This is a genomic window from Erwinia sp. Leaf53 (assembly GCF_001422605.1).
Taxonomy (GTDB): domain Bacteria; phylum Pseudomonadota; class Gammaproteobacteria; order Enterobacterales; family Enterobacteriaceae; genus Erwinia.
Map to the genome: position 1 here is coordinate 443,395 of NZ_LMLK01000022.1, position 12,408 is coordinate 455,802.

A 12,408-nucleotide genomic window follows, 5' to 3' on the forward strand; every position below is an offset into this window, starting at 1 on the left:
ATTAAATAAGGCTTTAAACTTCTGAAAGAAAATCGTTACACTTTAGCCCACCTGTAATACGCCATGATGGATCGCTGGTTTGTTGTTATCTTATCGTCTGACGCATAGCCGAATATCTGCCTTTATCGCCCTGCTGGCGATCGGGCTGCTGTTTATTGCGCCGGACATTTCCAAAATCCTCGAACAGCAAAGAATGTCCGCCTGGGGCGGAATGCGCATGGGGATGCATGAGATGACGATGCCGCAGGCTGGCATTAGCGCAACGGGCGAAAGCGAACTAGTATCGGGGCATAGCGCCATAACCGGCGAGCGCTCCAGCCATCACTCCACAGGCTCTGCAACGCCAGATAACGCAGCCGCAGCAGAAGGTCACCCTTCCGGGCACAGACATCATTCAGAGACGCCAGGCCAGCACGGCGCAGAGCCTGCGCACCAGGGGCACACAACATCTGCTACTGAGACACGGGCTGGTACCGGGGCCGATTCGACCCACCCTCACCCGCGTGGTATGGATGAGTTCAGCTGCGGCTACTGTGAGCTGCTGGCACACCTGCCGATACTGGTGTGGATCTTTATCCCGCTGCTGTGGCTGATCCTGCTGACCAGCCGCCTGCCGCCGCCACTCGCATTACCCCCTTACCCGCAATGCTGGTTCCCCGGCACTTCACAGCCGCGCGCGCCACCACACGCCTGATCGCTCCTCGTTTATCCTGCATTTGCCGCCTGACGCGGTAATAACATCGCGTCGCGAATAAATATGTGCACTGCACAGGGTAACTGACGCCTTAAATATACCGTTGTTTAATTTACCCGGTGCTGAATAACGTCAGTGCCGGTAATGAATCTATTTTTCTTCTCACTGTTGCGATCAATCGTTCGCAGGCCGCCCTGTGCCGCCATTAAAAGGAATTGATTATGCTACCTCGTTATTTTCCGCTGTCGCTACTGACGCTCTCTCTGTTTGCCGCTCAGGGCCAGGCCGCCGACCTGCAGTACGCCGAACCGGTGATGACCGTCACCGCCCCGGCGCAATCGCCGCTGACCATCGTCACCTCGCCGAAAATCCCGCGCCAGCCGGTACCGGCCAGTGACGGCTCTGACTACCTGAAAACCATTCCGGGCTTCGCCCAGGTGCGCAACGGCGGCACCAACGGTGACCCGGTGCTGCGCGGCATGTTCGGTTCACGCCTGCGCATACTGACCGACGGCAGCGACATGCCCGGAGCCTGCCCGGCGCGTATGGACGCCCCCAGCTCCTACATTTCACCGGAAAGCTTTGACCTGCTGAGCATCATTAAAGGACCCCAGACCGTGCTGTGGGGCCCGGGCAATTCAGCAGGAACAGTGCGCTTTGAGCGTGAACCGCCTCAGTTTGATGAAGCCGGCGTCAAGGGCGATGCCAGCCTGCTGACCGCCTCTAACCGCCGCAACGACGGCAATGCGGATATCAGCCTCGGCAACGAGCAGGGCTACCTGCGCGCTATCGGCAGTAAGTCACGCGCTAACGACTATAAAGACGGCAACGGCCAGCGCGTGCCGTCAAAGTGGGATAAGTGGAGCGCTGACGTGGCGCTGGGCTGGACGCCGGAAAAAGACACCCTGCTGGAACTGAGCGCCGGGCGCAGCAACGGCGAAGCCCGCTACGGCGGCCGCGCAATGGACGGATCGCAGTTCAAACGTGAAAGCCTCGGCCTGCGGCTGGAAAAAAACAACATCAGCGACACCTTCGACAGGTTCGAAGCGCAGATTAAGTATAACTACGCCAACCACATCATGGATAACATTACCCTGCGCGCCCCTTCAGGTATGATGAGCATGTCCGGAATGGCGAGCGCCGACATGGACATGAGTGACATGGACATGGGCGATACGGGCATGGACCACGGCATGTCGATGCAGGTGGATCGCCGCACCGTCAGCGGCCGGATGATGGGCACCTGGCTGTGGTCCGACTTCAAACTGGAGAGCGGTATGGATATGCAAACCAGCACCCACCGCAACCGTCAACAGGCAGGCGGTGCCTGGATCAGGGACGCCCGCTTCCACGACGTGGGTGCCTTTGGTGAACTCACCTGGAGCGCCGACGAACAGAACAAGGTTATCGGCGGTGCCCGTCTCGATCGCAGCTGGGTGGACAGCTTTGCCACTTCCGCAGACGCATCAAGAAGTGCTACCCTGCCCGCCGGTTTCCTGCGCCTGGAGCACAGCCTGCAGAAGTCGCTGATGGTCTATGCCGGTATCGGCTATACCGAACGCTTCCCGGACTACTGGGAACTGTTCTCGCCGACTTACGCCGCCGACGGCCATTCGAGGGCGTTCGATAAGGTGAAAACGGAAAAAACCACCCAGCTGGATTTCGGCGCGAAGTACAGCGGCCAGCGGCTGGACGGCTGGGTTTCAGCCTACGTGGGGCGGATCAACGACTTTATCCTGTTTAACTACGATCCAAACAATGCCTACATCAGCCGGGTCAGCAACGTTGACGCCACCATCATGGGCAGCGAAGCCGGCTTCAGCTATAAACTGAGTGACAGCCTGACCACCGACGCCAGCCTCGCCTGGGCCTGGGGGCAAAACAGCTCCACCCACCAGCCGCTGCCGCAAATGCCGCCGCTGGACGGCCGCCTCAGCCTCACCTGGCAACAGGGCGACTGGAGCACCACCGGCCTGCTGCGCATGGTCAGCAGCCAGAACCGCATCGCGCTCAACCAGGGCAACGTGGTCGGCAAAGACTTTGAACGCAGCAGCGGCTTCGCGGTACTCTCCGCCAACGCCGCTTATAAAGTGAATAAAAACGTCAGGCTCAGCACCGGCGTCGACAATATTCTCAACCAGGCCTACAGCGAACACCTGAACCTGGCCGGTAACAGCGCCTTCGGCTACTCGGCCAGCACCCCGGTCAATGAACCTGGCCGCACCTGGTGGGCCAAAGTTAACGTGAAATTTTAACTAACAAGGAGATCGTCATGTCCATGTTTCCCCCAGGCAAAAAACGCCGCAACTTCTTTATCGCCCAGGGCATCCTCTGGCTCTGCATCGCCGTCGTCATGGTCAAAGCGATCATCGGCGGCGCCATCAACGAATACAACATGCCGTTCAACACCTGGCCGGTAGAACTCTACGTCTCCGAATTCTTTATGATCATGATCTACACCAGCGTCTTCACCCTGCTGCTCTCGATCCCGCTCTGGTACTGGTTCCTCGGCGAACAGGACCCCAACTCCCGCGGCTAACCCCCCCACAGGCCACAGCTAACGCTGTGGCCCGCCAACGCCCCTCCAGCGCCCCCCACAATCCAACCCACAGTCCAATCCAAAGTCCATTTTTCGGGAGGGCAGCGGGATGAGSCCGGAGCGGGGTAACCCGCGGAGGGTCGCCCGCTGACAGGCCCGGCGTATCCCGATCMACCAGACAACACGCCCTTCCTCCCCATCAGGCCACACCCCCGCCCATTTTTCGGGAGGGCAGCGGGATGAGCCCGGAGCGGGGTAACCCGCGGRGGGTCGCCCGCTGACAGGCCCGGCGTATCTCGATCCACCAGACAACGAGCCCTTCAGCCCCTCAGCCCTTCAGCCCTTCAGCCCTGCAGGCAAAAAAAAGGCCCCCTAAGGGAGCCTCGTATCAGATCGCGAGAAAAATCACAGCGCCTTCAGAATCGCATCCACCGTCGCCTTAGCATCGCCAAACAACATCTGCGTATTCTCCTTAAAGAACAGCGGATTCTGCACCCCGGCATACCCGGTATTCATCGAACGCTTAAACACCACCACGTTCTGCGCCTTCCACACCTCCAGCACCGGCATCCCGGCAATCGGACTCCGTGGATCCTCCTGCGCCGCCGGATTCACCGTATCATTGGCACCAATCACCAACACGGTATCCGTCTCTGCGAAATCATCGTTAATCTCATCCATCTCCAGCACCACGTCATACGGCACCTTCGCCTCCGCCAGCAGCACGTTCATATGCCCCGGCAAACGCCCGGCCACCGGATGAATACCAAAACGGACCCTGATCCCGCGCTCGCGCAGCTTCGCCGTAATATCCGCCACCGGATACTGCGCCTGCGCCACCGCCATCCCGTAACCCGGGGTAATAATCACCGACGTTGAACTCTTCAACAGCTCGGCGGTGCCCGCCGCGTCGATCTCGCGGTACTCGCCCATCTCGGTTTCTTCACCGACAGAACTGCTGTCGGTACCAAACCCGCCGGCAATCACGCTGATAAACGAACGGTTCATCGCCTTACACATAATGTAAGAGAGGATCGCCCCGCTGGAACCCACCAGCGCACCGGTCACGATCAGCAGATCGTTGCTCAGCATAAAGCCCGCCGCCGCCGCCGCCCAGCCGGAGTAAGAGTTCAGCATCGACACCACCACCGGCATATCGGCACCGCCGATCGACGCCACCAGATGCCAGCCAAACGCCAGCGCAATCAGCGTCATCACCAGCAGCGCAAAACTCTGCAGACCCACGCTGTCGGTACGCACAAAGATAATCAGCAGCACGGCAGACACCACCAGCGCCAGCAGATTCAGCTTATGACGGTGCGGTAACGCCAGCGGGCGCGACGAAAACTTGCCGTTCAGCTTGCCCCAGGCAACGATGGAACCGCTAAAGGTTACCGCACCGATAAAGATGCCGATAAACACCTCGGTCAGATGGATATTCTCCATCACCGGCTCCAGCCCCGGACCATGGTCAAGATAGCTGTTAAAGCCCACCAGCACCGCCGCCAGGCCGACAAAGCTGTGCAGCATCGCCACCAGCTCCGGCATACCGGTCATCTCCACCTTATTCGCCATGCGCACGCCGATGCCGCCGCCGATCACCATCGCCAGCAGGATCCAGGCTACGTTGCCGGTCTCCGGGCCGAAAATGGTCACCAGCAACGCCAGCGCCATCCCGCTGATGCCAAAAATATTCCCCTGCTTCGAGGTTTCATGTTTAGACAGCCCGGCAAGGCTGCAAATAAACAGGATCGCAGCAACGATATACGCTGCAGTCACTAATCCGCCAGACATGGACTACCCCTTAGTTTTTACGGAACATTTTCAGCATGCGCTGGGTGACGGTAAAGCCACCAAAGATATTGATGCTGGCAATCAGCACCGCCACAAACGACAGCACGCTGACCCAGCCACCATGCCCAATCTGCAACACCGCGCCAACGACGATAATGCCGGAAATGGCGTTGGTCACCGACATCAGCGGCGTATGCAGCGCATGGCTGACGTTCCACACCACGTAATAGCCGACCACGCAGGAGAGCGCAAACACGGTAAAGTGCGACAGGAACTCGGCCGGCGCCACGCTGGCCAGCCAGCCAAACAGCACCACCGCCAGCGCTATCAGCGCATACTTACGCAGCGGTGAAGCGGGTTTAACCTCGGCCTTAGTGACCGGGGCTTCCACCTTCGCCGCTTTTGGCGCGGCGGATACCTGAATCGGCGGTGCCGGCCAGGTGATCTCACCGTCACGCACCACGGTCACGGTGCGCACCACCACGTCGTCAAAATCGATGGTGATTTCACCGTTCTTCTCTTTGCACAGCAGCTTAAGCAGGTTCACCAGGTTGGTGCCGTACAGCTGCGAAGACTGGCCCGGCAGGCGGCTGGGCAGATCGGTATAGCCAATGACCTTGACGCCGTTTTCGGTCAGGTGGATCTTGCCTGGTACGGTCAGCTCACAGTTGCCGCCGTTCTGCGCGGCCATATCGACGATCACGCTACCCGGCTTCATCAGCGCCACCGTCTCAGCGGTCAGCAGCTTCGGTGCCGGTTTGCCAGGGATCAGCGCCGTGGTGACGATAATGTCCACTTCTGCCGCCTGGGCGGCAAACAGCGCCATCTCGGCCTTAATAAAGGCCTCTGACATCACTTTTGCGTAGCCGTCGCCGCTGCCCGCCTCCTCTTCGAAGTCGAGTTCAAGGAACTCGGCGCCCATACTCTGCACCTGCTCCTTCACTTCAGGGCGGGTGTCGAAGGCACGCACGATAGCGCCGAGGCTGCGGCCTGCACCGATGGCGGCCAGGCCGGCGACACCGGCACCGATGATCATCACTTTGGCCGGCGGCACTTTACCGGCGGCGGTGATCTGCCCGGTAAAGAAACGGCCGAACTCGTGAGCGGCCTCAATAATCGCGCGGTAGCCGGCGATGTTGGCCATTGAGCTGAGGGCGTCCAGCGACTGGGCGCGGGAGATGCGCGGCACCGCATCCATCGACATCACGGTGACCCTGCGCGCCGCCAGTTTTTCCAGCAGTTCCGGGTTCTGCGCCGGCCAGATAAAACTGACCAGCGTGGAGCCTGCGCGGCTGAGGGCAATCTCTTCATCCGTTGGCGCATTGACCTTCAGCACAATATCCGACTGCCAGACGCCCGCGCTGTCGACGATCGTCGCACCGGCCGCCTCAAAAGCAGCGTCTTCAAAACTGGCCAGTTTCCCGGCATCGCGTTCAACGGCCACGCTAAAACCCAGCGAGCGCAGCTGCTCAACCGTTTTCGGCGTGGCGGCCACGCGGGCTTCGTCGGGTAACCGCTCTTTGGTGATACCAATAAGCATTTTATTCCCTTTCTTCAGAGAGTAAGACGGGTTGTTCTTCAGGCTGCGGTGAAAAATACCGCAGCATTTTTTGTAGCAAAGTCTTAATAACCTACTGAAAATATGCCTTTCGATCCAGCCAACGGCGGCCTTATGGCCACATTAACCATAAAAATTCAGGCTTACGCGATCAATACCCTATATTAGACCTGAATATGGCACCCTTTTAGCGATATTCTGCTGCGATTTTTTTTAACATCTGGCAACGTAATGCTCAAAAAAAACATTGATTAACAATGCATTAACGAGACAGGTGGTTACTATTATCGGAATAAGTGGTAGCAAGCCAGAATATGACACGATTCAGCCAACTTTCGCTGTTATTCTGAAATTCAGAATAGCCAGGCCGATAAAACCCCATAAAATGGCTGAGACAGCGCACCTGATTACATGTAATATTCGACAACTAATCTGTTACACATCAAGAGTCCGCACGTTTTTGAACTCATTTTTTGCGTAAGGCGAAGGATTATTTTATGAAGCTTAAGAACACCATTCTGGCATCAGCCCTGCTGTCAATGACCGCACTCTCCGCACACGCGGCGCAGGAACTGACGCCGGAAAAGGCCGCCGCGCTGAAGCCGTTCGATCGCATCACGATCAACGGACGTTTTAACGCGATCAATGAGGCCAGCAGTGCCATTTCGCGCCGTGCTGACGCACTGGGTGCGGCCTCCTATTACATTCAGGGCATCAACGATCTGAACGGCAACGGCGGCAACTGGACCGTGACGGCGGACCTCTACCGTGCAGACGCACCGGAAGCGGTAAAAAACAAAGACCGCGTGATCAACGGCGTGCGTGAACTGACCAAAGCGGAAGCCTTCAAGCTGGAGCCGTTTGATACCGTCTCCGCCAGCGGTTTCTTCCGCAGCCAGCCGGACGTCAACGATGCCATCACCCGCGCCGCGAAAGATAAGGGTGCCGCGTCATTCTTTATCGTGCGCCAGGTTGACATCAACAGCGGCGGCAACCAGATCGTTAACGCCTATATCTACAAGGCCGATGCTCCACAGCGTAAGGTGCAGTCGCCTAACCTGATCCCTGCCGATTCAGAAGCCGGTAAAGCGGCGCTGGCCGCCGGCGGCGAAGCAGCGAAAAAGGTTGAGATCCCGGGCGTGGCCTCGTCGGAAACCCCAAGCAACAAGGTTGGCCGTTTCTACGAAACCCAGAGCTCCAGCGGTCAGCGTTATACCGTGACCCTGCCGAACGGCAAGAGCGTGCAGGAAGTGAACGCCATTACCGCGGCGCAGATGCAGCCGTACGACAGCATCACCTTTACCGGCCACTTCAGCACCCCGACCGAAATCTCGGAAGAAGTGGGTAAACGCGCCATTGCCAAAGGCGCCAAGTACTATCACGTCACCCGTGAGTGGTCGAATCAGAGCGGCGGCAACCTGACCATCAGCGCCGACCTGTTTAAGTAATCGCGCTTCCCCTGACCCGGGGGATCGCCAGGGGCAGCCGCGTGCTGCCCTTTTTTTTGCATAGTTTCGTTCAGAAACTGCATAGCAAGTCATTGCATCCCGCCCCGTCCCTCCGTAAAATCGCCGCCCTTCACAGCGGTTTCGTTCACCTTAACGCGCCTGGGCCTGAACAGAACGCCACCATGGCGTCGTAATCTGGTTTTATATTCTGTTACTGGAGTTTTTATTGGACAAAAAATTAGGGCTCACGGCGTTAACGGCGCTGGTACTCAGCTCGATGCTCGGTGCCGGGGTGTTCAGCCTGCCGCAAAATATGGCGGCGGTGGCCGGCCCGGCGGCGCTGCTGATCGGCTGGGCGATCACCGGCTTCGGCATTCTGCTGCTGGCAACGGCGATGCTGCTGCTGACCCGGCTTAAGCCGGAACTGGATGGCGGCATCTTTACCTACGCGCAGGCGGGCTTTGGCGACCTGATCGGCTTCTGTTCGGCCTGGGGTTACTGGCTGTGTGCGGTGATCGCTAACGTCTCCTATCTGGTAATCGTCTTCTCGGCGATGAGCTTCTTTACCGACACGCCGCAGCGGGTGGTATTTGGCGACGGCAACACCTGGCAGGCAATGCTGGCGGCCTCGCTGCTGCTGTGGGCGGTACACGGGCTGGTGCTGCGCGGGGTGCAGACGGCGGCGGGCATTAATCTGCTGGCGACGCTGGGCAAGCTGCTGCCGCTGGGGCTGTTTGTCCTGCTGGCGCTGGCCGCGTTTAACCTCGACCGCTTTACGCTGGATTTCAGCGGAATGACGCTCGGTAAGCCGGTGTGGCAGCAGGTGAAAGACACCATGCTGATCACCCTGTGGGTGTTTATCGGCGTGGAGGGGGCGGTGGTGGTCTCCGCCCGCGCCCGCCACAAGCGCGACGTCGGCCGCGCCACGCTGCTGGCGGTAATGGCGGCGCTGGTGGTCTATCTGCTGGTGACGCTGCTGGCGCTCGGCGTGGTGCCACGCGCCGAACTGGCTCAGCTGCGTAACCCGTCGATGGCCGGGCTGATGACCGCGCTGGTCGGGCCGTGGGGCAATCTGATTATCGTCGCCGGGCTGATTGTTTCGGTGTGCGGGGCCTATCTGAGCTGGACGATTATGGCCGCCGAAGTGCCGATGATTGCCGCGAAACACGGGGCCTTCCCGCGCATTCTCAGCCGGCAGAACGCCCGTGGCGCGCCCGCCGCCTCGCTGTGGCTGACCAACGGCAGCGTACAGCTGTGCCTGATCCTGATCGGCGTCACCGGGGCCGACTACAATACCCTGCTGACCATCGCCTCGGAGATGATCCTGCTGCCCTATCTGCTGGTCGGTGCCTACCTGCTGCGGCTGGCGCGGGTGGAGCATAAGCCGGCGATAACGCTGGTGGCCGCCGGGGCCTGCGCCTACGGGCTGTGGCTGCTGTACGCGTCTGGTGTGATGCATCTGCTGCTGTCGGTGGTGCTGTATGCACCGGGGCTGCTGCTGTTTCTGTATGCGCGCCACCGTAACGCCGGGGTAAAGCCGCTGAGGATCTGGGAAAAAGGGCTGATGGTGCTGATTGGGGTGGCAGCGGTTCCGGCACTGTGGCAGCTGATGCACTGAGGTTTAGCACGCGCAACTCGCTGGCCCTCATCCCCTAAAAAACGCACCGCCAGTGATACATTTAAGCCGGTGCGAAGCGGCTAGCCATCCAGTGCGGAGCCACGGGATTGACCTGCCGGACGCCCGGGGAGGCCAACCCGTGGGGCGTAAACCCGCCCCTTCAGTGCGTCTGTGAGGCCAGCGTCACCTGCAGCCGATCGTCCAGCTGCTGTAACTCCAGCGGCCGCGCATACTCCTGGCGGACGGTGTCCAGCTGTGAAGCGGAGAGCGGGTAAGGTAACAGGATATCGAAGCGGGACAGCTGCTGCTGTTCGGCGAGGGCAATCAGCCGGGCAATATTGATCTCATCGCTGACCTGGGTGGAGAGGATCTGCAGCGCCAGCTCTTTAATCTCTTCCGGGCCGGCCGGCGCGACGGCGGCTGGCTTTTTGGTGACCATGCCGAAAATCGGCATCACGCCGTAGATGGCGTCGACAAAACTCCAGCGCTTACGACAGGAGGCGGAGAGAAAATCAATGTAGTTAAGACAGATACGGTCACCGTAGTCAGCGCCCGCCAGCTTCTTTTCCGCCACCCTGCTCTCCTTAATTGGTTGATATTACGCCAGCACTGACGAATATAATGACATATTCCACAGCCATTATACACTAGCCAGCAGAGTGACAATCCTGACCCTCGTCAAACTCCTGACGAAACGGCCGCGGCCCTCCGCGCAGGCATGAAGGCGTTATGAACAAAATTGTATTTGTAGAAGATGACAAAGACGTCGGTGAACTGATTGCCGCCTATCTCGGCCGCCACGACATCGAGGTGATCGTCGAGCCGCGCGGCGACCAGGCCGAGGCCACCATTGCCGCCCACGAGCCGGACCTGGTGATGCTGGATATTATGCTGCCGGGCAAAGACGGTATGACCCTGTGCCGCGACCTGCGCAACGGCAGCGGCTGGCGCGGGCCGATCGTACTGCTGACCTCGCTGGACAGCGATATGAACCATATTCTGTCGCTGGAGATGGGCGCTAACGACTATATCCTGAAAACCACCCCGCCCGCCGTGCTGCTGGCCCGCCTGCGCCTGCACCTGCGCCAGGCCGGCAACAGCACCCAGAGCGACGATATCGCACCCACGGTTTCCGCGCAGAAAATGCTGCGCTTTGGCACCCTGAGCATTGACCCGGTCAACCGCCAGGTAATCCTCTCCGGCGAGGTGATTGCGCTCTCCACCGCCGATTTCGACCTGCTGTGGGAGCTTGCGACCCACGCCGGCAGCACGCTTAACCGCGACGCGTTGCTCAAAACCCTGCGCGGTGTCAGCTACGACGGTATGGATCGCAGCATTGACGTGGCGATATCGCGCCTGCGCAAAAAGTTGCTCGACAGTGCCACCGAACCTTACCGCATCAAAACCATCCGCAACCGCGGCTATCTGTTTGCGCCGCATGCCTGGGACGCGCAGCCATGAGAAAGCTGTTTATACAGTTTTATCTGCTGCTGTTCGTCTGCTTTCTGGTGATGGCAATGCTGGTCGGGCTGGTATACAAGTTCACCGCCGAGCGCGCCGGCCGCCAGTCGATGGATGACCTGATGAAAAGCTCGCTGTACCTGATGCGCAGCGAGCTGCGCGAGATCCCGCCGCGCGACTGGAACAAAACCATCGAGAATCTCGATCTTAACCTGTCGTTTAAGCTGCATATCGAGCCGATGAACAAGTATCAGCTTGACCCGACCACCCTGAAGCGGCTGCGCGCCGGGGAGATCGTCGCGCTGGACGATGAGTACACCTTCCTGCAGCACATTCCGCGCAGCCACTACGTGCTGGCGGTCGGGCCAATCCCCTATCTGTTCTACCTGCACGAGATGCGGATGTTCGATATCGCCCTGCTGGCGCTGATCGGCATTTCGCTGGCCTTCCCGGTGTTTATCTGGATGCGCCCGCACTGGAAGGAGATGCTCAGGCTGGAAAACGCCGCACAGCGCTTCGGCCAGGGGCACCTTGACGAGCGCATTCATTTTGACAGCGCGTCGAGCCTGCTGCGGGTTGGCGTGGCCTTTAACCAGATGGCGGACAATATCAACGCGCTGGTCGCCAGCAAGAAACAGCTAATCGACGGCATCGCCCACGAGCTGCGCACCCCGCTGGTGCGGCTGCGCTACCGGCTGGAGATGAGCGACAATCTGAGCGCCGCAGAGTCCGCCGCGCTGAATCGTGATATCGGCCAGCTGGAGGGGCTGATCGAAGAGCTGCTGACCTACGCACGCCTCGACCGCCCGCGGGTGGAGCTGAATCTGCAGGCCTTCGATCTGGCCGACTGGCTGGAGGAGCGGCTGCTGGACTTCCGCCTGGTGCACCCGGAGTTCACCATCGAACTCGACACGCCGCAGCGCGAGAATCCCGGCGTGGCCGACGCGAGGCTGATGGAGCGGGTGCTGGATAACCTGGTCAACAACGCGCTGCGCTATGCAGAGGGGCGCCTGCGGGTGGGCCTGTGGTTTGACGGCCACCTCGCCTGCCTGCAGGTGGAAGATGACGGCCCCGGCATCCCTGCCGAAGAACGCGAGCGGGTATTTGAACCCTTTGTGCGCCTCGACCCGAGTCGCGACCGCGCCACCGGCGGCTGCGGGCTGGGCCTGGCGATCGTCCACTCGGTGGCGCAGGCCTTCGGCGGCACCGTCACCATCGACAGCAGCCCGCTGGGCGGTGCCAGCGTTCGCTTTTGCTGGCCGGTTGATCTACCCTTACGCAATGTCTGAACCTGTT

Annotated in this window: 10 protein-coding genes; 7 read left to right on the forward strand and 3 right to left on the reverse strand. The window is 59.8% G+C overall.

Annotated elements, in window-relative coordinates; all coding sequences use genetic code 11:
- Positions 1–79 precede the first annotated feature (79 nt).
- From ASF13_RS23675 to ASF13_RS15810, 3 genes are all read left to right on the forward strand, one after another.
- Positions 80–694: a DUF2946 domain-containing protein gene (locus ASF13_RS23675; protein WP_072166397.1), complete on the forward strand. Its 615-nt coding sequence runs from the start codon at positions 80–82 to the stop codon at positions 692–694.
- Positions 695–915: 221 nt separating this feature from the next.
- On the forward strand, positions 916–2,949 hold the full coding sequence (locus tag ASF13_RS15805) for a TonB-dependent copper receptor (protein WP_056238138.1): 2,034 nt from the start codon (positions 916–918) through the stop codon (positions 2,947–2,949).
- A 17-nt stretch (positions 2,950–2,966) separates the two neighbouring features.
- The gene (locus ASF13_RS15810) at positions 2,967–3,233 is read left to right on the forward strand and encodes a DUF2534 family protein (RefSeq protein ID WP_056238142.1); all 267 of its coding nucleotides are present in this window, start codon (positions 2,967–2,969) and stop codon (positions 3,231–3,233) included.
- A 405-nt stretch (positions 3,234–3,638) separates the two neighbouring features.
- Here ASF13_RS15810 and pntB read toward each other — a convergent pair whose 3' ends face one another.
- Both pntB and pntA read right to left on the reverse strand, forming a co-directional pair.
- Entirely contained in the window at positions 3,639–5,027 is a 1,389-nt protein-coding gene (gene pntB / locus ASF13_RS15815; protein WP_056238144.1) for a Re/Si-specific NAD(P)(+) transhydrogenase subunit beta, read from the reverse strand.
- Between the two features lie 10 nt (positions 5,028–5,037).
- On the reverse strand, positions 5,038–6,567 hold the full coding sequence (pntA, locus tag ASF13_RS15820) for a Re/Si-specific NAD(P)(+) transhydrogenase subunit alpha (RefSeq protein WP_056238147.1): 1,530 nt from the start codon (positions 6,565–6,567) through the stop codon (positions 5,038–5,040).
- A 515-nt stretch (positions 6,568–7,082) separates the two neighbouring features.
- Between pntA and ydgH the strand changes: the two genes are divergently transcribed.
- Positions 7,083–8,033, forward strand: a complete 951-nt coding sequence (gene ydgH, locus ASF13_RS15825) for a DUF1471 family protein YdgH (protein WP_056238150.1) — start codon at positions 7,083–7,085, stop codon at positions 8,031–8,033.
- Between the two features lie 226 nt (positions 8,034–8,259).
- A complete protein-coding gene (locus ASF13_RS15830; protein ID WP_056238153.1) occupies positions 8,260–9,651 on the forward strand; it encodes an amino acid permease in 1,392 nt (463 codons plus the stop codon).
- Positions 9,652–9,811: 160 nt separating this feature from the next.
- Here the strand turns inward: ASF13_RS15830 and ASF13_RS15835 are convergent, their stop codons facing one another.
- Entirely contained in the window at positions 9,812–10,225 is a 414-nt protein-coding gene (locus ASF13_RS15835; protein WP_056238156.1) for a hypothetical protein, read from the reverse strand.
- 155 nt (positions 10,226–10,380) lie between these two features.
- Here ASF13_RS15835 and rstA point away from each other — a divergent pair, with 155 nt between their 5' ends.
- Both rstA and rstB read left to right on the forward strand, forming a co-directional pair.
- Positions 10,381–11,112, forward strand: coding sequence for a two-component system response regulator RstA (gene rstA / locus ASF13_RS15840; protein WP_056238159.1), 732 nt, complete (start codon positions 10,381–10,383; stop codon positions 11,110–11,112).
- Positions 11,109–12,401 (forward strand): two-component system sensor histidine kinase RstB, encoded by a 1,293-nt coding sequence (gene rstB, locus ASF13_RS15845; RefSeq protein WP_056238162.1) that lies wholly within the window; start codon positions 11,109–11,111, stop codon positions 12,399–12,401. Before rstA ends, rstB begins: the two co-directional genes overlap by 4 nt.
- Positions 12,402–12,408 lie beyond the last annotated feature (7 nt).